At 34.1% G+C, this 26096-nt stretch carries 13 protein-coding genes; 7 read left to right on the top strand and 6 right to left on the bottom strand.

Translation table 11 applies throughout. From position 1 onward, the window contains the following. Positions 1-287 precede the first annotated feature (287 nt). The gene (locus AB671_RS12605) at positions 288-3281 is read left to right on the top strand and encodes a SusC/RagA family TonB-linked outer membrane protein (protein ID WP_066674832.1); all 2994 of its coding nucleotides are present in this window, start codon (positions 288-290) and stop codon (positions 3279-3281) included. Between the two features lie 9 nt (positions 3282-3290). Then, complete coding sequence (locus tag AB671_RS12600) at positions 3291-4964, top strand: SusD/RagB family nutrient-binding outer membrane lipoprotein (protein ID WP_082987304.1); 1674 nt, start codon at positions 3291-3293, stop codon at positions 4962-4964. Between the two features lie 130 nt (positions 4965-5094). Here the strand turns inward: AB671_RS12600 and AB671_RS12595 are convergent, their stop codons facing one another. Next, positions 5095-5679 carry a ribonuclease HII gene (locus AB671_RS12595; RefSeq protein WP_066674859.1) on the bottom strand — a complete coding sequence of 195 codons (585 nt, stop codon included), beginning with the start codon at positions 5677-5679 and terminating at the stop codon, positions 5095-5097. A gap of 134 nt (positions 5680-5813) precedes the next feature. Between AB671_RS12595 and AB671_RS12590 the strand changes: the two genes are divergently transcribed. The 4 genes from AB671_RS12590 (at position 5814) to argS (ending at position 12407) form a co-directional block, all read left to right on the top strand. Further along, positions 5814-8837, top strand: coding sequence for a SusC/RagA family TonB-linked outer membrane protein (locus AB671_RS12590; protein WP_066674834.1), 3024 nt, complete (start codon positions 5814-5816; stop codon positions 8835-8837). A gap of 12 nt (positions 8838-8849) precedes the next feature. Continuing rightward, positions 8850-10316 (top strand): SusD/RagB family nutrient-binding outer membrane lipoprotein, encoded by a 1467-nt coding sequence (locus AB671_RS12585; RefSeq protein WP_066674836.1) that lies wholly within the window; start codon positions 8850-8852, stop codon positions 10314-10316. 82 nt (positions 10317-10398) lie between these two features. Beyond that, complete coding sequence (locus tag AB671_RS23060) at positions 10399-10533, top strand: bacteriocin-like protein (RefSeq protein WP_146028596.1); 135 nt, start codon at positions 10399-10401, stop codon at positions 10531-10533. A 116-nt stretch (positions 10534-10649) separates the two neighbouring features. Beyond that, complete coding sequence (gene argS, locus AB671_RS12580) at positions 10650-12407, top strand: arginine--tRNA ligase (protein WP_066674866.1); 1758 nt, start codon at positions 10650-10652, stop codon at positions 12405-12407. Positions 12408-12447: 40 nt separating this feature from the next. Here the strand turns inward: argS and AB671_RS12575 are convergent, their stop codons facing one another. The 5 genes from AB671_RS12575 to ccoN all read right to left on the bottom strand — a co-directional run bounded on the left by AB671_RS12575 (position 12448) and on the right by ccoN (position 24599). Continuing rightward, on the bottom strand, positions 12448-13377 hold the full coding sequence (locus tag AB671_RS12575) for a YihY/virulence factor BrkB family protein (protein ID WP_066674839.1): 930 nt from the start codon (positions 13375-13377) through the stop codon (positions 12448-12450). A 236-nt stretch (positions 13378-13613) separates the two neighbouring features. Next, positions 13614-15962 carry a BamA/TamA family outer membrane protein gene (locus AB671_RS12570; protein ID WP_066674842.1) on the bottom strand — a complete coding sequence of 783 codons (2349 nt, stop codon included), beginning with the start codon at positions 15960-15962 and terminating at the stop codon, positions 13614-13616. Continuing rightward, positions 15962-21010 carry a translocation/assembly module TamB domain-containing protein gene (locus tag AB671_RS12565; protein WP_082987303.1) on the bottom strand — a complete coding sequence of 1683 codons (5049 nt, stop codon included), beginning with the start codon at positions 21008-21010 and terminating at the stop codon, positions 15962-15964. Before AB671_RS12565 ends, AB671_RS12570 begins: the two co-directional genes overlap by 1 nt. 412 nt (positions 21011-21422) lie before the next feature. After that, positions 21423-22301 carry a cytochrome c gene (locus AB671_RS12560; protein WP_066674844.1) on the bottom strand — a complete coding sequence of 293 codons (879 nt, stop codon included), beginning with the start codon at positions 22299-22301 and terminating at the stop codon, positions 21423-21425. Between the two features lie 18 nt (positions 22302-22319). Continuing rightward, on the bottom strand, positions 22320-24599 hold the full coding sequence (ccoN, locus tag AB671_RS12555; RefSeq protein WP_066674847.1) for a cytochrome-c oxidase, cbb3-type subunit I: 2280 nt from the start codon (positions 24597-24599) through the stop codon (positions 22320-22322). Between the two features lie 184 nt (positions 24600-24783). On the opposite strand from ccoN, the gene AB671_RS12550 reads away from it, so the two are divergent. Beyond that, on the top strand, positions 24784-25077 hold the full coding sequence (locus tag AB671_RS12550; RefSeq protein ID WP_066674850.1) for a helix-turn-helix domain-containing protein: 294 nt from the start codon (positions 24784-24786) through the stop codon (positions 25075-25077). Positions 25078-26096 lie beyond the last annotated feature (1019 nt).

The following is a 26096-nucleotide window of genomic DNA, read 5'->3' as shown; positions in this document are numbered from 1 at the left end:
TTAGTTAGTTAGTTAGTTAGTTAGTTAGTTAGTTAGTTAGTTAGTTAGTTAGTTAGTTAGTTAGTTAGTTAGTTAGTTAGTTAGTTAGGATTGGTTTTTTTTTGAAGTGTTTTTTGATTTATGTGCTTTTTTATTGATTATTTAATGAATTAATAAAAAAAAGCATAAAATTCGATAATAAATTACGAATAATGAAATTGTTAAAAAAATATTAATTTTTTTTCAATTTTTAAGAGTTTATTAACGAAAAGTTTCACAACTTTACGGCCACAAAATTAATACTATAAATGAATAAATTAACTACAAGTATTCTTACTGTGGTTCTTACCTCGTGTTTTGCCATGGTAAGTGCTCAGGAGACACAAGGAGATTCTTTGAGAACACAAGATATCCGTGAAGTGGTGGTAACAGGAGCATTAGGTCTTAAAAAAAGACAAGATGCGGTTACCTCTACCAACCAAGTTGTAAATAATGCTGAAATTACACAAGCAAACAATCCTAATGCAGTTCAGGCATTAACGGGTAAGGTCTCTGGTTTACAGATCAACACTACCAATAATTCAGTTAATTCTACAACAAGAGTTGTTTTAAGAGGACCAAGATCAATTTCGGGAAATAATCAGGCGTTAGTTGTCATTGATGGTGTTATCTCTACTTTAGATATTTTACAAAATTTACCACCGGAGATTATTGATAATATGAATATTATCAAGGGTATGCAAGGTGCTGCTTTATATGGTGAAAGAGGAAGTAATGGTGTTATTGTAGTAACAACAAAAAGAGGGACAAAAAATGAAAAATTACAGTTTAATCTTACAAGCTCTATAGATTTCTCTACTGTTTTCAAGATGCCGATTAGGCAAAAAATTTATGGGCAAGGCTATCCGGGTGATACTTTTGATACTACTGATTATGATGGAGCGAATTGGACTCCGTATGAAAATACAAACTGGGGACCGGCTTATTCTTCTGCTCTAGGTGGTCAATCTTTGCTTGTGGGAATGCCGAGTGCTGATAATTCTTGGTTAAGAGAAACTTTTAGCTATAAAAAAGATGGAATGTCTAACTTTTTTAAAACAGGGGTTTTAATTCAAAATGGAGTATCTGTAACAGCAGGAGGGTCTGATTCTTATGTTTTTTTATCTGTAAATAGAGCTGAAAATGACTTTGTAGTGGAGAAGGATTATTTAAAAAGAAATAATTTTATCCTAAAAGCAGGAAAACAATTAGGTAAATTTAGAATTGATGGAAATGTAAATTATCTAGACAGAAGAACATCAACTACTGATTCTAATCTTTATGGCCAGTTGCTTCAAACTTCTACCAATGTAGATGTAAGACAATTTAGAAACGCTCTTCCAGATGCTAGCTACAGTATTTATACAGTTAATCCTTATTGGACGATAGACAACGATAGAGCAGATACCAAACAAAGGACATTCACGGGCTTGATTAATATGGAGTATAAATTAAATGATCATATTTCATTTACTTATGCAGGAACTGCTGTTTCTGGTTCTTCAATTCAAGAAAGTCACTTGAATGCATTTGCATTTGATAGAGTATATGACGGAACAGGTACTCCTATTGACGGTACAACACCTGTAGATTATGGCCCTGATCCAATTGTGTCAAACTATTATAAAACAGTTTCATCTAGTTTTAGATATTACGGTGATTTGATGGCAAATTTTGATTATAATCTGACTGATGATCTAAACTTTAGGTTTAACATCGGTCATAATATCCAAGATGCATCTAGCTCCACTACCCAAGTTGGTGGTCAAAATCTTAAAATTCCAGGATGGTATCATATTAATAACGTATTACAAGCAGATTTGTTTCCTAGACTTGATAATTCTAACACAAGACAGAGGTCTTTTGCATGGTTTGCCAATTTAGATTTAGGTTATAAAGATTTCTTATATTTTAATTCTACTTTTAGATATGAGAAAAGCTCTCTTACAAGTGTTAATCCTGTAACTCCACAAGGAGTGCAACTGCCTTTTAGTAACAAAGGTTATCCTTATTATTCTTTTGGAGCTTCATTTATTCCTACGAAAGCATTTGAAAGTATTAAAGGAAATGTGTTAAATTATGCAAAAGTAAGTTTAAACTATAGTAGAGTAGGAAATAGTGGTACTATTGATTTGTATGGATTAGACAGGGTTGGTACTTTCCCAACAGGATATCCTTTTGGATCACTTTCTTCTTATTTACCTACAACAACAATCTATGCTCAAGATATTGAGCCTGAGTTCTATTTATCTAAAGAAGCCTCTTTGCAGTTGGGTTTCTTCAAAGACAGAATTACTTTTGATGGATCAATATTTAGAAATGATACTAAAAACTTTATTACTACTATTGCTACTTCCTCAGCTTCAGGTATAACCAATTTCCAAGATAATATTGGAAATAGCCGTAATATAGGCTATGAATTAGATTTAGGTTTTACCCCAATCAAGACCAAAGATTTTGAATGGAAAATAAGAGGATCTTATTCAACTTATGAAACAGAAATTGTATCACTAGAAAATGGTGCTGATGAAGTACCTTTAAATACTGCTGGCAACGTAGGTATATTTGCTGTTAAAGGCGAAAAGTTCCCTGTTATTAAAGGAACAAAATATCAAAGAGATCCAAATGGGAATATTATTGTAAATGCAAACGGTAATCCTTTATCAACCTCAAATTTTGAAATACTTGGACAAGTAAATCCAGATTATATTTTAGGATTTAATACATCTTTTAAGTTCAAGGGAATTACCTTGAGTGCTACTGCAGATTATAGAACCGGAAATAGTTTTGTTTCTATTGCAAAAGTGAGTTTGGGAGCTAACGGATCATCTGAAAAAACAGCTGAATTTGATAGATCTAAAGGTTATGTAGTTCCTAATTCTGTTCAGTTGGTTAATGGTCAATATGTTGCTAATAATACACCGGTAGGTAATGATGATAGTTATTTTGGAGTAATGAATTACTTTACAACTTCTGATTATTCATCAGTAGGGGAGGAATATGTTGTAGATGGAACGGCTCTAAAAGTAAGAGAGATTGCTTTAAGTTATGATTTGCCCAAGTCAATTCTGAAAAGAACTTTTGTTAACTCATTATCAATTGGTGTATACGCAAGAAACCCTTTCTTTATCTATGCAAAAGATAACAGAAACTTTAATGATCCTGAAACAGCCAATACAAGTGGTAATGCCGGAGGAATTGCGGTAACAGGACAGTATCCTAGTATGAGAACTTTTGGTTTTAACCTTAATGCAACTTTTTAATTAAACAAAATGAAAAACAATAAATTTTTAATAACAATTTTAGCTACTGCTTTAAGTTTTACCACAACATCTTGTAGCAATGATTACTTAGATGTTAATGATAATCCAAATGCAATACAGGCAGAACAGATTACCCCAGATTTGATACTTCCTGGTGCTATTAGCCAGGCTTACAGAACTCAGGCTGGGACGATGATGCAGTTTGGGAATTTGATGATGAATAGTTGGGCAGGAAATACTTATACAATTGCAGGCCCATTTTCAAGAGAGTTTAGTTTGTCAAGCGTAGATAATACTTTTTATAGAGGGATTTGGGAAGGTTTGTATCCGAGAGTTGCTAATTTTGATCAAATGGAAAAGTTTGAGAATAATAATCACAAGCAAGATTATTATATTGCTATTGCAAAAATCATGAAAGCTTATTACATGCAGTATATTGTAGACTTGTATGGTGATGTTCCATACAGTGAAGCTTTTATGGGGCAGCAAAATACTACCCCTAAATATGATAATGATGCAGATATTTACAAAATTCTGATTTCTAAATTAGAGGAAGCTAATGCTTTGATCGATGCTGCAGATGAGCATGCTGAAGAGCCTGTTTCTGATATTGTTTTTTCTGGAGATACACCTGAAGAACATATGGGTAAATGGAAAGAGTTTTCAAATACTTTAATGCTTAGATTATTGATTAGAATGTCTAAAGTCACAGGTGAAATGGAAACTTATAGAAATCAAAAACTTACGGCTTTAGCAGCAAGAATAAATGCTGATCCAATTAATAAGTTTATTAAAAATGAAGTGGTGGTTAATCCAGTATATACTTCAGGAAGTAATGATCAAATGAATCCATATATTTTAAATTGGGCAAGAAACGCTTCAGGACAACAAGTATCAAATTATGCTGTTGTTGTTGTTTCTGAACATATGGCAAATGCTTTGGAAGGTAATGTAATCTTAAATAATACGAGTTATTCCAAATTTACGGGGCTTAAAGATCCAAGAAGAACAAGATTGTTTACTAATGTAGCTTCAGTTGATTCAAACGGAAACTCATTTACGGGATTAAAAGGTGTCAGACAAGGTAATGTTCCAGGTCAGCCAGGAGTACCTGTAAATAATGTGAATACTTCGAAATTAGGAATTGGTAATTTTTCAGGCAGTGCAGCTGTAGGTGATTGGAAGGATGTAATTAAAGAAAATAATCTAAGAGGAGGTGTTCTCTTTTCTGCAGCTGAAAGTAATTTGTTACAAGCTGAAGCTGCCCTTAGATGGCCTGCTATTTTTGGTAGTATTTCAGCATCAGATAAATTTAACGAAGCTATAAGAACAAATGGTGTTTGGTTGGGAGCAAGTGCTGCACAGATTTCGACTTATATTACTTCAGCCAATACTAGAGTAGGTCTTGGTTGGACAGGAACAGATGCACAAAAAATTGAGGCTATTATGACTCAAAAATGGATTGCATTGACCAATATCAATCCAACTGAAATGTTTATTGAATATAACAGAACAGGATATCCATTTACACCAATGGCTACAACAGCTCAGTTCCCAAATAAACCTTACAGATTAGTATATCCAAACTCTGAGTATGCTGCAAACTCTGCGAACGTACCAAATATTTCATCTGCACAAGTGTTTGTTAAGAATCAATACACTCCATTCTGGAATCAGAATTAATTTGAGCTAAATAATATTTAACATAATAGAACAGAAAGAGAAGCAATTTATTGCTTCTCTTTTTTATTTAGAAATAATTTAAATTAAAAAGTGACTTATTTCTTTAATCACAATGAATTGGTGATTTATTTTAATCATATTTTAAACGAAAAGACTGACGATGGTATTTTGTGATGCCGTGCTTTATCAGGGCTTCCTGGTGCTTTTTTGTGGCGTAGCCAAAGTTAGTATTCCATCCGTATTCGGGATGTTCTTCATGAAGCTCAATCATTAATTTATCTCTGTAATTTTTGGCTAAAATAGAAGCTGCCGCAATTGATAAAAATTTAGAATCTCCTTTAATCACACATTGATGTGGAATGAAATTATAAGGGTGAAATTTATTTCCGTCTACCAAAATAAATTCAGGTCTTATAGTAAGTTTGTCTAAAGCATTGTGCATGGCATGAATGCTGGCGTTCAGTATATTATGTTCGTCTATAAAAGAGGGTGGAAGTTCAGCAATAGCAAAACTTTTCACATTATCTTTAATGTAACTATCCAAATCCATTCGGGTCTTAAAGCTCAATTTCTTTGAATCATTGATGAGCTTTTGCTCAAAATTTTCATCTAAAATTACCGCAGCCGCAACTACTGGGCCACACAGACAACCTCTTCCTACTTCGTCGCAACCAGCTTCGATATAATTATCTGACCATTTCTTTAGTAAATTCATAATTTTTAACATTTAAGAGTTGTAATAATGCAGTAAATAGTCATGTGTTATGTTGAAAATAATAATTTTTTGAAATTTTAACACTTTTATAAGATAACTTTTTACAACTTTGTTAACACAAAATTAATATTAATATGAAGAAATTAACCGCAGGGGTACTAATTTTAGTACTTTCCTCGTCTTTTGTGGTTGCCCACGCGCAGACAAAGCCGGGAGATACCCTAAAAACACAAGAAATTGAAGGTGTAGTTGTTACTGCACTCGGAATTAAGAGAGAAAAAAAAGCTCTAGGATATTCTTCTCAAACTCTTAATGCAGAACAAGTCAACTCTGTACCAACCAATAACTTTATTAACAATCTATCTGGTAAAGTTGCCGGTATGGAGATTAAAAACAATGGGAATTTTGGCGGCTCTAGTAATATTGTGTTAAGAGGGACTAAGAGTTTAACCGGAGATAATCAGGCACTGATTGTTTTAGATGGGGTGCCTATCATTAGTGGAAATTTGAATGCTAGTGATGCATCAAAAGGTCGTGACGGTTTTGACTTTGGTAATGCAACCTCTGATATTGACCCCAACAATATTGAATCAATCAACGTATTAAAAGGTGCTGCTGCAACGGCTCTTTATGGAAGTTTGGCTGCGAATGGGGCGGTAATTATTACTACTAAAAAAGGTAAAAAAAGTAAATCATTAGGTCTTACCGTAAATTCAACAGTTTCTGTTGGTGAAATAGATCGATCAACGTTTCCTAAGTATCAGAAATCATACGGAGCAGGATACTCAGGAGCAGATAGCTTTTTTAATGTAGATGTAAATGGTGATGGAATTATAGATGTCCTTGCACCAACCGGCGATGATGCTTCTTATGGAGCTGCATTTGATCCTAATTTAATGGTTTATCAATGGAACTCTTTTGTTCCTGGAAATCCTAATTTTGGAAAGGCAACACCTTGGACTGCTGCTAGAAACGATCCTTCTAAATTTTTTCAAAAATCACTGTCATTTGTAAACAGTTTTAATTTAAATGGAGGAGATGAATTAAATACTTACAACTTAACTTTTACTAATAACTACGAAACTGGTATTTTACCAAACAGTAGATTAAACAAAAATATGTTAAGTGGTAATTATAGTCGTAAATTTTCTGATAAACTCACAGCTCGTACTTTTCTGACATTTAATGACCAAACTACAATAGGTAGAAACTCTGTAGGTTATGGAGATAATATCATGACCGGTTTCAGGCAATGGTGGCCTATAAATGTAGATGTTTTAGAATTAAGAGATGAGTTTTTCAGAACAAACCAAAATTATACATGGAATATGAATTCTCCGCTAGATGGAGATCTTTCTGCTGCATTTTGGAATAACCCTTATTGGGACAGATACAAAAATTATTCTTCTGATGATAAAACCAGATTAATTGCTGGAGGTGAATTATCTTATGATGTCACAGATAAATTCAATATTTTAGGTAGAGCTACTGTAGATTATACTAATAGTAAGCAGGAAATCAGAAAAGCAATAGGAAGTCATGCTGAAGAGTTTGGTTTGTCTCAGGCTGATGAAACTTCGGGATATTGGGTATTTGATGATACAATCATGAGACAAACTTATGATGTAATTGGGCGATATAATTTGAATATTTCAGATAAAATGAATGCACTTTTCGTTGCTGGTGGACAGTTTATAGATCAGCATCAAAGAAGCATTGAGAATTCTACCACAGGAGGACTAATTATTCCTGATCTTTTTACTATAGGAAATTCTAGAGCTTACTTTCCCCCTATCGAAACAAATGTTAGAGGACAGAAAGCGGGAGTCTATGCACAGGCGTCTTTTGATTATGATAAATTATTATATTTAGAAGGTACAATTCGTAACGATACTTCTAGTGCACTTCCAAAAGCAAATAACAATTATACTTATTTTTCCTTAGGTTCAAGTTTTGTGTTTAGTGAATTAGTTAAACCTAGTTGGTTAAGCTTTGGAAAAGTAAGATTAAGCTATGCAGAAGTAGGTAATGATATGGCGTTTGGAAGACCAGGCTTCTTTGCTAATAGAGGAACAGTAAGTGGTAATCCGATGGCGGATATTAGTACAACTTATGTAGATTTTAATAATTTAAAGCCGGAAAGACAAAAAAGCTGGGAAGTTGGTCTTGAAACATCAATGTTTAAAAGAAGAGTAACTTTAGATGTTTCATTATATAAAACAAATACAGAAGATTTATTGTTCAGTGTGCCACAATCTCCTTCAACTAAATACAGTTTTTCACTTATTAATGCTGGAGAAACTGAAAATAAAGGTATTGAGGTTGCTTTAGGATTAGTGCCTTTAAAAAGTGAAAATTTTCAATGGGATATTAATGTAAATTGGTCTCGTAATAGAAATATTGTTAAAGCGCTTAATCAAGGAAGAGATAATCTACAGTTGGCTAGTTTTCAGGAAACATCATTAAATGCTACTGTTGGTGAAGCATACGGGACATTTAGAGGAACAGGATTTGTTTATGATGCAAACGGTAATAAAGTGGTGGATGATGATGGATATTACTTAGTAGCCACAGATAAAGTTATAGGAAATATACAGCCAGATTGGATTGGTGGTGTTTACAATACCTTTAGATATAAAAACCTGTCTCTTGGGTTTTTAATTGACGTTAGAAAAGGTGGTAGCGTTTACTCATTAGATCAATCTTATGGTGGGTATACTGGTATCTATGAATATACAGGAGGATTAAATGATTTAGGAAACCCTATTAGAAATACACTTGATAATGGCGGAGGTATAGTGCTTCCTGGTGTAAAACAAGATGGTACTCAAAATAATGTTAGAATTGACGCATCTACTGCCGGTGGTGCATTTGGAACAGATGCAGGTTTACCTCAAGAAGCTTTTGTTTATGATGCTTCATATGTAAAGCTAAGAGAAGCAAAGGTTTCTTACAGCTTACCTTCTGATTTATTAAGAAATACGTTTATTAAAGGAATGACTTTAAGTCTGATGGGACAGAATTTATGGATTATTCATAAAAATCTTCCGGATGCAGATCCTGAAGCGGGAACTTCTTCTGGAAACGTTCAAGGGTTTCAGTCTGGTGTGATGCCAACTACGCGTATTTATTCATTCAATGTTAAATTAGACTTCTAAATCGAATTAAAAATGAAAAAGATATTTTCAATACTTACTATAGCTTCGTTAACAGTTCTCACGGGATGTGTAAACGGAGATGAAGATTTTAATAATAATCAAAGTCAGCCATACGTGGTTCCAGCTGAACCACTATTTACCAATGCTCAAAAAGAGCTAATGGATCAGATGGAAACACCAAGTGTTAACCTCAATGTTTTCAGATTTTTTCAGCATTATCTAGCTACAACAATATATAGAAATGATGCAAGATTTAATTTCGCAGGAACCAGAAAAGTTCCGGATAATATGTGGCTTGCATTATATACAGATGTTCTTGGAAACCTTGATCAAGCAAAAAAAGTTTTAGCGACGGAAGTAAAACCGCCTTTAATGTCACAGGTAACTTGGGAAAAACAGCAGGCAAATAAATTGGCAATCATCAATTTAATGGAAGTTTATACTTATCAGGTTTTAGTAGATAGTTTTGGGAATGTTCCTTATTCGGAAGCTGCACAACCAGAAACTATTGTTTTGCCAAAATATGATGATGCTAAAACAATTTATGAGAATTTAATTACAAGAATAAATTCAGCATTATCTACTTTAGATTCAGGATATTCAAGTTTTGAGTCTGGAGATAATATTTATAATGGTAATGTGGGAGATTGGATTATTTTTGCAAATAGTTTAAAGCTTAAAATAGGGATTAATCTTGCAGATGTAAATCCTACCCTAGCCAAACAAACCGTCGAAGCCGCATATAGTGGAGGAGTAATGCTTACAAATCCTAAAAATTCTTTATTTAAATATGACGGAACTTCACCAAACTTCAATCGTTTATATGCTGAAGTCGTTGCAAGTAATAGAAATGATTTTGTTGCTGAAGAAGGAATTGTTGACGCAATGAATGACCTGAATGACCCTAGAAGATCATTTTATTTTACAGAAGTTTCTGGGGGGGGATACGTTGGTGGAACTGTTGGTTTAACCAATACATATAGTGAAAATTCTCATATAGCCACCAATTTATTAACTCCAAATAAAACAGGTGTATTATTTGATGCAGCAGAAGTTAATTTCTATTTGGCAGAGGCTGCTGCAAGAGGTTATTCAGTTGGAGGAAACACTGCAGCTCAATATTATCAAACAGCAATTGAAAGATCAATGCAACAATGGGGAGTTTCTGCAGCAGATATTACTGCCTATTTGGCAAATCCAGATGTTGTATTTTCTACTACAAATTGGAAACTTAAAATTGGTCAGCAAGCTTGGATTGCGATGTATAACAGAGGTTTTGAATCTTGGAATTTCTATAGAAGATTAGATTATCCTGTATTAACAGCACCTAATGCCGTATCTGCAGCGGCTGGTAAAGTTCCTACCAGATTAACTTACCCTATTAATGAACAAACTGTAAATGGAGCGAACTGGAATTCGGCAGCTTCAGCAATTGGAGGAGATAAATTAACGACAAAAGTTTTTTGGGACATAAATTAATCACCCTTTTTAACATTCATATTAAAACCGCCTTAGTGCGGTTTTATATATTCATTCAAAACCATTAAACAATATAATATTTATGAAAAATTTAAAAAAGCTATCTAAAAAAGATCTTAGAAAAATTCAAGGTGGGCAAGCTCCTGCATGCTGTTTAAGTTGGAATCCCATATTAAGAGAATGCAGAAGGTGGGACTATAATTGTCTCAATCCTTAATAATTTTTAAAAGGCTTCGTTAACGAAGTCTTTTTTATTTCACTAAATTTGTACTTGAAAATTGTGATATGAAATTAGGATTACTTCTATGTATCCTAAAAAATGAATATAAACTCATGAATATTAAAGACATATTAGAACAAAAACTGGCAGAGGTTATCCTTAATGTCTATCAGTTGAAAGATATAAAACTTGAAATCCAGGAAAATAAAACTGAGTTTGAGGGAGATTTTACCATTGTTACCTTTCCTTTGGTAAAACAATTGAAGAAAAACCCAGAAAGCATCGGGGTGGAATTGGGAGAAGGATTAACAACTCAGACCGAATTGCTCGAAAGTTTTAACGTGGTAAAAGGATTTTTAAATGTAAAAGTTAAAAACCAATTCTTCGTAGATCAGTTTAGAACGGTTTCTGAACAGTTTTCAAATGTAGAAAAGAAAAATGCAACGGTAATGGTGGAATATTCTTCACCAAATACCAACAAACCGCTGCATTTAGGTCATATCAGAAATAACTTATTAGGTTTTTCTGTCGCTCAGATTCTTAAAGAAGCGGGTTATGATGTTATAAAAAGTCAGATTATTAACGATAGAGGAATTCATATCTGTAAATCGATGTTGGCTTGGGAAAAATTTGGAAAAGGAGAAACACCGAATGCAGAAACGAAAGGAGATAAATTTGTAGGAAACTACTATGTAAAATTTGACCAGGAATATAAAAAAGAAATAGCTGAACTTATTGCGAATGGAAGTACTGAAGATCAGGCTAAAAAAGAAGCTCCTTTAATGAAAGAAGCTCAACAAATGCTTTTGGACTGGGAAAATGGCGACGAAAAAGTAAGAAATCTTTGGAGCGAAATGAACTCTTGGGTTTACGATGGTTTCAATCAGACTTATAAAAGATTGGGGGTAGATTTCGACCAGGTTCAGTATGAAAGCAACACTTACATTTTAGGAAAAGATCTTATTCAGGAAGGTTTAGATAAAGGGGTGCTGTATCAGAAAGAAGACGGTTCAGTTTGGTGCGATTTGACGGTAGACGGTTTAGATGAGAAACTTTTGCTTCGTTCAGACGGAACTTCTGTCTATATGACTCAAGATTTGGGAACGGCAGTTCAGCGTTTTAAAGAAAACGATATTCAGAAACTAATTTATACGGTAGGAAACGAACAGGATTATCACTTTCAGGTTTTATTTAAAGTTTTAGGAAAATTAGGATATTCTTGGGCAGACCAATTGTACCATTTATCTTATGGAATGGTTGAGCTTCCAAACGGAAAAATGAAATCTCGTGAAGGTACGGTTGTCGATGCAGACGATTTAATGCAGGAAATGTATAATGAAGCAAAATTAAAAGCAATTGAGCAAGGAAGATTAGAAGGTCTTACTGACGAGGAAAAAGAGATTTCTTATGAGGTTATTGGTCAAGCTGCATTGAAATATTTCATGCTGAAAGTAGACCCTAAAAAGAAAATGCTTTTCAATCCTGAAGAAAGTATTGATTTTAATGGAAATACAGGACCATTTATTTTATACACTTATGCTCGTATTCAATCTTTACTCAATAAGGCTAATTTTGAGCAGAAAGAAGTTGCTGAGGTAGAATTAAATCAGCATGAAAAAGAAGTAATTATGCAATTAGCAAATTATAGATCTGTTGTTGAAAGAGCATCTGAATCATTAAGTCCGGCTTTAGTTGCAAATTATCTTTATGATCTAGTGAAATCTTACAATTCATTCTATCAAAGCAATATAATTTTAAAGCTTGAGGATGAAGATTTAAAACAATTCCGTTTGAATTTATCAAATCTCACCGCACAAACAATAAAAAAATCATTAAGCTTACTGGGAATAGGAACCGTAAACAGAATGTAAAAAAATAAATCCTCCTGAAAATTTCGGGAGGATTTTTATTTTAAACCGTAGCTTCGTTTTGAACCTGGCTTTCTCTATACAATTTTGCACTGCTCCATTTAGCATGTTTTGAAGGAACAATCTTGTATCCCTTTCGATAAGTGTAGACTTTTGTAAATTCAGCACCGAAGAAAATCAGCATACACGAATAATTGATCCACATCATAATTAAGATCACCGTTCCAGCAGTTCCAAATGCTGAGGTTGGTTTAAATTGTCCGAAGTAAAGACTCAGCAAAAATTTACCTAAAGTAAACAAAGCTGCAGTTAGCAAAGCGCCTTTCCAAACCGATTTCCAGCTGATTTCTACATCAGGAAGTACTTTAAACATTAACGCAAAAAGTACGACAATAACTAAAAATCCTACGGTGAAATTAATAATTTCTACAATGATATATGTTTCAAGGCCAAAATAGGTCGTGATAAAATTATTAAAGAGTCCGATTAATGAGGATAAAACCATCGTGATCATTAGTAAAAATCCTAAAATAAGAATCATTCCTAAAGAGTTCGCACGGTCTAAAAGAAATTTCACCAAAGCTTTTTTAGGGGCAGCTTCCACATCCCAAAGATTATTCAGAGACTTCTGCAATTGGAAAAATAGGGTAGTAGAACCATAAACTAATGAGCCTACTCCAACAATTTTCATAAAAATATTTTCTTTGTCAATAAGTGCTCCTGCAATCATATCCTGAATGCTTTTGGCAACATCTTGTCCCATTAATCCGCTGATCTGAGTACTGATTTGTCCGCGAATCGCTTCTTCACCAAAAAAATATCCTGCGATCCAGATAATAATGATCAGCAATCCCGGAATTGAGAAAATGGCGTAATAAGCCAAACTTGCGGAGTCATTAGAAGCAGATGAATTATTCCATTCTGTAAATGTTTCTTTAACGGTTTCCCAGAAAAATTTAAATTCTTTTAGCATAACGGTTTTTTATGTTTGGTGTATTGAAATTTTATTTTAACGCAAAGTTTTTTTCAAATGTTGCGTAGATTTTAAGAATGTAAAGGCAAATGGAATTTGCTTCGCAAAGCTTGAAAACATAGCTTCATTCAATCAACTTGTTGATTCATCTTTGCTCCTTTAATAAAAGCGTTGATATTTAATTCTTTGCGTTAAAAATTTGTATAGAATCTATTTAAATGCAATTTAGCAGTTATTTAGAAAGGATATCCAATGGCAATATTCAGGATCAGATTATCTTTTCTCCAGCTTGAATCTCCAAAATTAATTCGGTCGAAAGTCCATCGATCTCCTTTTTCATAATATGGAACACGCAAAGGCATTGCCAAATCAAGCCTTAAAATTAAAATTGAAAAATCTAGTCGTAGACCAACTCCCGCTCCTACAGCGATTTCACTTAAAAATTCTTTTGAAAATTTTCCTCCCGGTCTTGTATTGACTCCCTCATCATTGATGTCATCATTGATCAACCAGATGTTTCCGGCATCCACAAATGCGGCAACATTTAAGAACTTATAAAGATTGGCTCTGTATTCTGCATTCAATTCTAGCTTTACATCACCAGACTGATCAAAAACAGCTCTGCTATTATCTTCTCCTCGGGGATCATAACTTCCAGGCCCTAAAGTTCTTGCTCTGAATGCTCTGATACTATTACTTCCCCCTACAAAAAACTGTCTTGAGAAAGGAATGTGTTCTGAATTTCCGTAAGGAATTGCAGCGCCGGCAATAAATCTTGAGGCGAAAGATGCTTTCTCGCTAAATTTATGATAGAATCTTAAATCATTTTCAATTTTTACATATTGGCTGAAAGGAACTCCAAAAATTGATTTTTCTTTTCCTTCTTTTGCATTGGCTCCTGTTACAAGACCTGTAATATTTCCGGCTAAATCTAGCATTCCTTTATAATAGAATGTATTTTTTCTAGGAAGCATCGTTGTGGAGTAGGTGTAAGAATAAGTAGGCCCAAAAATAAGTTGCTTGTCTGTGATTCTTTGAAGGTAAGGGTTGCCGTCAGATTTATCTATAAATTTTTGAGTAACATCTGCAGGACGAATTAAAGAAACGTCAAAGATATTAAGCTCGTGTTCTTTTCTTACATTTTCTTTCCATTGATATCCAAATGAGGCATTAAATGTATTTAAAGAATATAAAGTAGTTCTATTTTGGAATTCATAGCCAAGTTTTATATTAGTTCTCGGAACAAAAGCACTCGAAGAGTTGAAGCGAAAAGGGGCAACAATTCTTGGAATAGATAATTGTACATTGGTTCCTGCCCTGAAAATATTTTCAGCATCTGCAGGACCACCGATTTGCACGTCAAAAGCTCCATAAACAGAAGCTTTAAACTGTTCGGCACCACGGAAAAAATTTCGTTGCGTCCAGTTTAAATTGAGTTCGCTTCCTGCATAATTCGCAGAATTGGTTCTTCCCAAAGCTTCCAATCGTAAAGATTGAAGTTCTCTTGGAGTCAGCACATAATACGCATCAAACTTATGATTTAAAGAATCTGAAACGACGAATTCATTTTTCACAAATTTAAAAACACCCAGACTGATCAATCGGTTAAGTGATAAATTATGGTCTTTTCGATTGTAAATATCACCTTGGTTGAAATATAAAGCTCGGTCAAAAATTCTTGGCTTAAATTTTTTATCAGGATCAACTACATAAATATTGTTGTATTCATATCCTTTCAAAGAATCGGGATTCATCGGGATATTGTACTTTCCTTTTTTAGCATCGCGAAGATTGTAATTAGGAAAAACAACCACTTTATCAATCGTAAACTGTTCGGTTGCTAATTTTGGCGTGTTGTCTTTCAGCTTTACAATAAGCTCAACTTTTGGGTCTTTAGTCACTGTACTGTCTGCCTGTACAATAATATTATCTTGACTGAAGTAATAAAAACCTTTGTCTTTTAAACCGTCATCGATTCTTTGTCGCTCGTTTTTGATGACCTCAAGATCAAAAGGATTTCCGGTTTTAAGTAAAGTTTTTTCTTTTAAATTCTGTATTTCCGAATTTATAAGCGTAGAATCTTTCGGAAAATTGACATTGCTGATTAAGTATCTCGCTCCTGGGTTTAAGGTATAAATTACTTGTGCCTTTTTATTTTTTGAAACCGTGTCGTACTTTGCTTTTGCATTAAAATAACCTTTGTTTTCAGAATAATTTATAATAATGTCTTTATTAAATTCTCTGTCAACATCTCCAAGCAATACAGGCTCTTCACCAAATTTATATTTCAGCCAGTATTTTAAACCTTTTTCTTTTTTAGGTTCTTTTGTTGTGTTATAGGCGTATAATTTAGGTCTTAAACCAAGAAAAGTAGAATTTGGTTTTGGCGTAAGATTTTCTTCGAGTGCAGACTGCAATGCGCTTTTTTCTTTTTTGGAAAGAGAGTCGCTTTCTATTTTTACCTCTGCTCCGGTGTAGAGCATCTGTCCGTCTTTCAGAAATTTTGTATTACTACACGAGATAACTGCCACCGTCATTCCCGATGCCAAAAAATATTTGCAGTATGTATTCAAGGTATTCTTCATTATTTAAATTCTACGACTTGGTTATCTTGTTTTCTTTTATTTTCTCTGTTTTCCTTGTTTCTCTGATTTCTCGATTTACGAAAAATATCTTTGAATTTATCGTAATCTAAAGTGATAATAAATCCTACTCCGGTTTCTATGATTTGTCCTTGCAAGGCAACTTGGTAATCATTTTTTCGATAGGCTCTCAGCATATATCTTCCGTCTCTCGATAGACTGTAATCTATGGTAACATCTCCTGCGATATTGGTCGTATTTTCGTTTTGTCTGGCTTCACCTTCCAATCCGAAATTACTTCCTACCGTAACTTTCAGACGGTCATTCAACAGCTTTTTACTGATGTCGATATTCAGGTCGGTTCTTGTATTTTGTTGTCCGGTAGAATAATCTTCGGTAGATTCAAGGTCGAAATTCAGATCAACTCCTTTTATAAGATTTGAAGCAATATTATTAAGCTGTTGCGAAAGAATTTTACTCACACTCTGTCTCGCCAATGTCTCAGCTGAAACTCCGGAATTGCTTTCGAAAGGATTTTCACCGATAAAACGATTCAGTAAAAGCAAAGCAAAAACCTGCTTATTCATTTCGTTTTCATCTTGTCGCAACTGAGCGAGTTTTCCGTCTACGGTTTCTGTAACAGTAGAAGAAACCGCGTTATTTTTTTCGTCAGTGGTAATGTCAAAAGAAATATCGGGTTTCAAAAGTTCTCCTTTAAGAATCAGTAATGTGTTAAACGGAATTCTTTGTTTAAACTGATTAAGATCTGCAGGATTTCCTCCAAACTGTTGTTCCACAAGATCAATCGGTGCTGCATTGGTTTTGTAGATTGCAGTAATATCTAGTTTGGCAGTTGTTGGTTCACCAGTCCAGGTGATGGTGCTTCCTTTTTGAATGTCAAATTTTCTTTTCAAAAGACTTACAGACATTTCATAGCTTCCTTTTTCAACCTGATAAACGCCGACTAAAGTTGTTTTTCCTGAAGGATCAATTCCGCCAGTTAAATCAGCTTCACCCTGAAGTTTTACAAAATCTCCATTAGCTTTATCAATAATAATCGACATTTTTGCTTCCTTATCTACTTCAATGTTGACATTCACATCCAATCCTTTAATCGGACTTTCTGCTTTGATGGAGTCTGCTTTAATGGTTTTATTAAGAGCCACCTGATCCTGATCGATAAATTCTACAATACCGTCTCTTTCCTGTAACGATGGGCTCGATTGCGGAAGGACAAATGTGAAATCTGTTTTTTCTGAAACAGCAAGTCTGCCGTCAACTTTTGGTAAATCTAAATTTCCACGTACTTTTAATGCGGCATCAATGGCAAGAATTCCGTACATCATGGCATCGTTTGATTTTTCAGAATTGACCACTTTAAAATCTTTTGCATTCAAATCGAGATTAAATGCAAAATCTCTGTAGGTCTGCGTTAAAATCTGTCCGTCGATGTTCATAGCATTTCCGTCTTTGTCTTTAATTTTAAAGTCGTCAAACTCAATTCCGCGGTTGGTAAATCCTATTTTATCATCAATATTTCTGAAATCACTTCCGGTTTGCGCAATCATTAATCCGACATTATTTAGCTTAATATCACCCAAAATTTTCGGAGCTGTCGTAGTTCCTGTAATTTTTAAATCTCCCGAAAGATAACCCTCGGTGTTTGTAATTGCGTTCATCGAAAAGCCCTGAAGCGTTTTCATCTGAAGCTGATTCATATTTAAATTTAAATCAAACGTACTCGAAGAAGTGTTGTAATTTCCTAAAATCTTTACATCATTATTATTTCCCGAAAGTGCAATGTCTGCATTCAGAAGATTTGCGGATTGGTTATTGACTTTGATCGCTAAATTTCCTACCGGACTTCCATAAACAATCAGATCAGAAACATTGATGTCTGAAGTGAACGTCATATTTTTGGTTAGATCTCTCAACTGCGCTGTTCCGTTGATGGTTCCTTTCGCTAATAATGAATCTTTTTTGATGATTTCTGTGATTGTTTCTATTTTAAAATCTTTCAACGAAACATTCAGCGGACTGGTTGGTGAATTGCTTTCAGACTGTAAAGAGATCTCGGCTCCTGAATTAGATAGACGGAAATTATCTGCTACAATTCCCTGGCTGAAGATCTGAATTTTATTGTTTTCAGCAACCGTCCAATCCATATAATTTAATTTTAAGCCATTCGGATTCAACGATATTTCGGTAACATCATTCAGCGATTTGGCATTTCCTGCGATCAGGAACTGCGTTTGATCTTTATCGTCTTTTGTTGTGATGTTGTAATTGATGATATTATTGGCAACATCACCATTAATATTTACTTTGTTTAAAGCAAAACTTTCACTTTTCAGAGCCGCAACACTTAAATCATATTGTAAAGCCTGATTTTCGTTGGTAATTTTCAGATTGGTATTTTCCAAAGTATTTGTTCCGTACAAAACCTGCGGAATTTTTGCATCCAGTTCTATTTTTTGAGAATCTGCATTGTAATTTCCTGTAATATTGATGGTTTCAAAACTTTTCAGATCCGGTACAAATTTTCTGATGAGATCATCATTTTTAATCGCTGCATTAATGGTGAAGAATTGTCCGGCATCAATTTTCTGAGCTTTGCCAGGTTTTTGAAACTGATAATATTGATTAATAGTTTGACTTAAAGCTCCAAAAATCTGGGTCAGTTTATATTTACCGTTCAGTTCTACATCTGCAATCTGCGAATTGAACTGAATTAAAGTTGAATCTGCTCTTGAAACTGCATTCAATCTAACTTCCTGAATAGGGTAGACTTCTTTGGTATCTGAAATGGCAAAATCCTTTAAATTAAGATATCCATTCAGATTATCCGGATCTAAGCTTTTAAAATCGGCATCAATTCCACCTGCAATAATCATTGGCGAACTGTAAAATCCTAATTTGTTTAAATCTAATTTATTGATATTTCCATTGACTTTTACCGTAGGATTTTTCTCATCATAAACTCCGGAAGCTGCAAGATGTAAATTGGCATTCGGATCTTTTGAGTTTAAATCAATATCATAAGCGCCACGGTTTATTTTACCTTTCAGATTCATATTCTGATAAGTGTAGCCGTTGTAAGTTGCAGATTGTACATCGCCACTTAACTGAGCGGTCATAATTTTTGGATCAAAACTTTGTCCTTTTGCATTGATGGTTGCGGTGACACTTCCAATATCTTTATTCTGAATCAGTTTTCCGATCTGAAGACTCTGAAGATTGGCTTTTACATCAAAAGTTTCTCTGTTTTTTCTGCGCATATCGGCTTTAGCGATCACGGCAGCGTTCCCTAAAGTGGAAGTTAGACGCAAATTGGTATCCACAACTTGGGTTGTACCTTTTGCTGTTCCTCGAATTGTAAAAGAAGATGGCAAAGTAATATTGTTCGGAATTGTATTTTTCGGAACTAAATTATAAATCGTTTTTGAGGAAGAAGAAACTTCTGCAATTTTAAGATCGTAATACAACTGATCAGGATTCATTGCATTTTTGATTTTTCCTGAAGCCAAAACTCTCAATTGGTCTAAACCTGAAACTTTCAGATTCTGAATCATCAAATCATTGACTGTTCCATTCACTAAAGCATTTACATTTAAAGTCGCATTTGGATATTTGTTGAATGGCGCAGTATTTTTTAAGGTCGGAACTAAATTTAAAATATCAGAAAAACCAATTTTAGAATCACGGATATCGGCAGAAATTTTTACCGCTCCAAGATTGGATGATAGTTGGTCAATAGAATTATAATTTAAAATAACTTCGTCACGCAATATGGTTTTCGGAGTCTGCAGATAAAGATTTTTCAGATATGCTTCTTTTTCTGCATAAACAAAATCGGTGTTGAATTTTTGAATATCTAAACCTCTTGCTTCTTGTATTTCTGCTGATTTTACAGAACCTGCAAAACCATTGTTTTCCATTTTAAAATTTCGAACGTCGATATTTAATTTAGCAAAATCAAGATGATTAAAATCCATTCCGCTTTTTGTAGGAGCGATGGCTGTGTTGTTGTAAGCGATTTTTACATCATCTAAATGAAGTCTCCCCAAAAGAACTTTCATTGCTTTTTCTTTTGCCGAATTTTTTGAAGCTTCAGGCTTTTCTTCGTTTTTAGGATTGGCGTTTTCCGTTGGGAGGAATAAATTAGCATTAATGTTGGCGCCGGTTAAATAAACATTTCCAACATTATAATCGTTGTTTTCAAGATCAATGCTGTTCACTTTCGTGCTTAATTCTTTGAAAAGAACTTTCGCAAAAGTTTTGGTATTGTCGTCGCCATAGTCAATATCAAAATTGGTCAGGTTTATTTTATTTAAACCTAATTTCATTGCCTTTTTCTGATTCAGAGAATCAACTTTTTCTTCTACATTGGCTGCCACTTCTTTTACCAAATCTTGCTTCAATTTTAATTTTAATCCGTCAAGATTAATATCGTTTACTGCGTAAGAGTTGTTTTGAAGGTCGAAAGTTTTTACTCGGGTATCAAAAGATTTGAAATATACTTTAATATCGTTTCGGGATTGCTGATCGTTGAAAGTGATCCCGATATCTTTTAATTTAATTTTATCAAGAGAAATAATAAAAGGCTTTGAGGGTTTTTGCTCCTGTTCTTTATCGGAAGTGGCAAAAGCATCAATAATATAATCGAAATTGAATTTTCCCTGCGGATTTCTAACCACATTTGCGCGAACGCCTTCTAAATCTATGGAGGTAATATCAGCTTTAGAATTAATCAATTTCCACATATCTAAACCGACATCGAATTTTTTCACCGCTAAAAGGGTATCGATATTCTGACCTTTTAAATATAGATTTTCCATCACCAAACTGTTCGGGAAAGCTATATAGACTTTGTCTAAACTTACTTTGGTTTTTATTTTTTTCTCAAGGTAAACGATCAGTTTATCTTTTACAAAGTTTTGGACAGCCGGAAGTCTTAAACTCAAGATAAGCAGGATGATTAAAACGACAAAAGAGATAATTGTAATAACAATACCTCTGAGAATTTTTCTTTTGTTGAATTTCAGTTTCAAATTTTTGTGATTTAGACAAATATACAATTCGTTTTTGGGTTGGCGAACGGATTGTTTCACCGATGTTTAAATTTTGAATCTTGTCTTATATTCTGAAAATTTGAAATTTAATAAGCTTCACCATGATTGTTTTTTTTGAAAAAGCCCATTGGTAAAGGCTTTCTTTAATAATATTAAGCAATATGTTTGCCAACGAGGAGTATTTATGTTAAAAAAATACAAATGTGGTATCTGTTTTAAACTACAAAAACCTGCTCAGTGAACAGGTTTTTGCATTGATGTATGCCTCAGTTGATATTTAAATATTATGGAATATTTAAAGTGAATAGGTTTTCAGATGTTAGTTGAGTTACAACTGCGACATACATCTGATGGAGATTCAATTCATAGTTTTATATATTTAGTTGAGTAATTATTCTTGCCATTTTGCAATTTCTCCTTGTGGAGCGGCACCTCCTTGCTTTTCAGTGATAGGAGATTTTTCTTGATTGATGTGATATATATAGGATGCGATTTTTTCTGCGTCTCTTCCTGTAATGGTTCCTTCTTTTATGAAGGGACGCATGGTAGGGTTGTTTGGTGAACCATTTTCAAGCATCCAGAATACGTTTTTAAATAAACTTTTCTCTTTGATGTTGATCCAGTGCGTGTCGGTTAAATTCGGACCGATGCCTCCTTTTCCGCCATCTGCATGGCAGGTTACACAATTGGTTTTAAATAATTGCTCGCCTTCTGCAATATAATCTGAACTGTATTTTGCGGTTTCTAAATTAATAGGCGGCGCATTTTTTTCATATTCTTCAATGGAAGCTAGTTGTAATTTAGATTCCTTCTCATATTCTGCTTCAGGATGAGCATAATCTGTGAATGCAAAAGCAATAATATAAACGGCGCAGAAAATCATTCCAAAATAGAAAAGACCGATCCACCATTTTGGTAAAGAATTGTCTAGCTCGGTAATTCCATCGAAACCGTGATCGATGAGAAGGTCTTTTTCTTCAGTTTGAGATTGTTTTTTGAAAGCAGAATTCCAAAGCTTCTGAAAATATGGAGTTGTGTTGTTGGTGATATATTCTTGTTTTTCTTCATCGGTCAATCTGGCGAATCTTTCGTTTTCTACCAAATCTCCGATAGAATTCATGATGAGCAATAAAATGGTGATGATGATTAGCAATGCCCAAAAGAATGGGGTAGAAAAATAATTGGCATCTCCTGCGAACATTTCGAACGCCAATACAGTAATTCCTATGGTTATTGCTATATATATAGATATGGGTGTTCTCGTTTTCATTGTAATAGATATTTAAAATTAATCTACGCTTGCTGTTTTGATATCGGTCGTTTTGATATCCGTTCCTAATCTTTGCAGATAGGCAATCATGGCGATGATCTCTCTCTGTTCCATCGGTATAAAATTGTTTCCTTTGGCAATTTTCTCTTTATCCATTTGATCTTTTACATCGGTTGCTTCAGAATAAATTCTTTTTACAATCGCTTGTGACTGATTATTTGCCCATCGATCTGCTGAATCTATCTGTGCTTTGGTATATGGAACATCAAAAGTATTTTTCATCAGTTTCATTTTATCAATCATTTGAGAACGATCTAGTTTATTGGTGATCAACCAAGGGAAACGGGGCATAATAGAACCTGCAGAAGTAATTCTTGGATTGTACATGTGTTTAAAGTGCCATGAATCTGGGTTTCTTGCACCTTCTCTGTGAAGATCCGGTCCTGTTCTTTTTGATCCCCAAAGGAATGGTCGGTCGTAAACGAATTCTCCTGCTTTAGAATACTGTCCGTTTTTACCGTCAAATCTTGTTACTTCATCACGGAATGGTCTGATCATTTGTGAGTGACACGAGTTACAGCCTTCTCTTACATAGAGATCTCTACCTTCCAATTCTAATGGTGAATAAGGTTTCACAGCAGATATTGTTGGTAAGTTGCTTTTTACAGTTAGGGTAGGGACAATTTCTACCAGTCCACCGATTGCAATTGCTACAAAAGCTAATATTGATAATAGGTGAGGGGTTCTTTCTAGCCAAAGGTGTACGCCTTCGCCTTCTTTTCTGCCTGAACCAACATTGGCTAAAGCTGGTGCTTCTGCAGGAACATCTTTTTGGAATGATCCTGCTTTAATTGTTTTGTAAACATTTACAACCATTAAAATGGCTCCACTCAGATAAAATAATCCTCCTAAGAATCTCATTTTAAAGTATGGAATAATTGCAGTAACGGTATCTAGCCAGTTTTTCCACAATAAAGTTCCATCTGGATTGAATTGTTTCCACATCAAACCTTGGGTAAATCCTGCGATATACATAGGTACGGCGTAGAAAATAATTCCTAAAGTTCCCAGCCAGAAATGCCAGTTAGCTAATTTTTTAGACCAAAGTTCGGTCTTCCACATAATCGGAATCAGATAATAAATAACTCCGAATGCCATGAAACCATTCCATCCTAAAGCTCCTAAGTGTACGTGACCAATTACCCAGTCGGTGTAATGTCCGATTTTATTTAAAGATTTTGTAGCTAAAAGTGGTCCTTCGAAAGTTGCCATTCCGTAACATGTTACAGCAACTACAAAGAATTTCAGGATTGGATTTTCTCTTACTTTATCCCAGGCTCCTCTTAAAGTTAATAATCCATTCAGCATTCCACCCCAAGACGGAGCAATCAACATGATTGAGAAACCTGTTCCCACCGCTTGAGCCCATGCTGGTAAAGCGGTATATTGAAGATGGTGAGGCCCTGCCCAAAGATAAACGAAGATCAGTGACCAGAAGTGAATGATAGATAATTTATATGAAAAAACTGGTCTGTTAGCTGCTTTAGGCATAAAATAATACATCAAACCTAAAACCGGTGTCGTTAAAACGAATGCAACTGCATTATGACCGTACCACCATTGAACCAATGCATCTTTCACTCCTGCATAAGCAGAATATGATTTCCAGCTTGTAAAAGATAATGGAACTTCTAAATTATTAAAGATATGAAGCATTGCAACCGCAATCCAAGTTGCAATATAAAACCAAATGGCTACATATAAATGACGCACTCTTCTTTTGGCAATCGTTCCAAACATATTGATTCCGAAAATTACCCAAGAGAAAGTGATTAAAATATCAATTGGCCATTCGTGTTCAGCATATTCTTTTGAAGTATTGATTCCCATTAAAAAAGTAATCACAACAGCGATAATCATAATTTGCCACGTCCAGAAATGAATCCATGATAAAGTATCACTATACATTCTGGTTTTCAAAAGTCTCTGCATGCTATAATAAGCACCGCAAAAGAAAGAATTACATACAAAGGCAAAAATTACTGCACTGGTATGAAGCATTCTGATTCTTCCAAATCCTAAAGCACCCTGCGAATTAACTAATCCCTGAATATTCCCACTTCTTAAACTTTGAATGGTTGTATCGTCAGTTCCAAATAAAAATTCAGGCAGTTCAGGATAAAATAGCATCAAAGCAGCAGTTAATCCTAAAATAAAACCGATAATCCCGAATACTACAGTAGCATAGAGGAATGCTCTGACAATATTATTGTCATAATGAAATTTTTGCGTCTCCATAAATCTTGTATCTTGCAGCGAACAATATTTTTCATAGAATTTCCCTTAAATAAAGGGTTTCGGTGCTCTGAAAAAAAATATCATGCTGTGTATGTAATGTTTTGACAAAGGTATTTACTAACTTTGTCTAAGGCTATTAGATAAACTTCTAAAATATACCGAAAACTACTAAAGCAATTGTGAGATGAAGATTTGTGGACAAAATATCAGGAAAATAAGACGCGACCGTGACCTTACTCAGGAATATATGGCATTCGAAATGGGTATTTCACAAAAAGCATATTCTGATATCGAAAATTCAAAAGTGAAAATCAATCTCGAAATTCTCACAAAAGTTTCAAATATCCTTGATATAAAACCATCCGATATCTGTAGCATCTCCCACAAATGCGGTACAAATGATTACGAAGATAAATACAATGAACTTATTGAATATATGAAGAAAAATAATATCACTATTCCCCAAAACTTAGAATAAGGATTATTTTCTGTTATATATAGTAATGTAGTCATCATATATAATACCTCTGAAATTTTCGGAGGTAATTTTTTGTATATAATATAAGTATACTCTCCACTCTCAAACTCTCAAACTCACAAACTCTCCAACACTCCAACTTTTTTATGAGCTTAATCCGGCTTTCACTACTCGCTTTTTTGCGCCCATCTTTTCCTTCGCTTGCAAAAAGAGCTCAAACATACCGTTCAATCCGGGCTAGGGAAGGGGGGCTAATTAAAAAAGATAAAAGTAAAAAGGCAAAAGAGTAATGTTCAGCCCATCATATAAAGAAGAACCTATTTTAGAGTTTTTTTTTTTGAACCTCTTTGATTTTTACTCAATTTTTTAAAGCTCCACTCGGAGCTGACTGTTCGTAGCAGAAAATATAAGTAAATATAAAGCTCCTTAGGAGCGACCTGTAAAAATGAAGGTATATTATTATATAAAGAATGTGTTCATCAAATTTTCCAACAATCATCATTAAAATAATTTTCTCAACCCCCCTCTTTTATTATTTAATCAAAATCATGAACGTTATTCAACTTTCATATTTGCTAACTCAAGGATTTACCAAAGAACAGAATAACTGCTATCAAACACTCTTTAGTCTTCTAAGTGATAAATCTTTCTTTACTTATATAATATATATTGATCTCGATTTGAATAAACTGGGTTATGAATTAAATTTTCAGCTCCTAAGGAGCGATATCTTTGTAGAAAAATAATTGTTATATAGAATATGAGCTCGGTAGGAGCGAAACCCACCAACCCACCAACCCACCGTAGGAGCTTCACCTTTGTAGAAAACAATTTCCCTAATCCCTAATCCTTCAAAATGATTCTCCCATGTAACCAGATGTTTACCGTTTAATATTAATTAAAAATAAACTTTAAGTTAAATAAATTAGGATTGTGTATTAATAAAGTACTACTTTTGCCCCACTGAAAACGAGAGTATTTTAGTAGCGCAGAAGAGCTTTTAGATAAGCAAAAATTGA

This window comes from Chryseobacterium sp. BGARF1, from assembly GCF_001677955.1.
Classification (GTDB): Bacteria; Bacteroidota; Bacteroidia; order Flavobacteriales; family Weeksellaceae; genus Chryseobacterium.
This window is presented reverse-complemented; position numbering and strand designations above follow the sequence as displayed.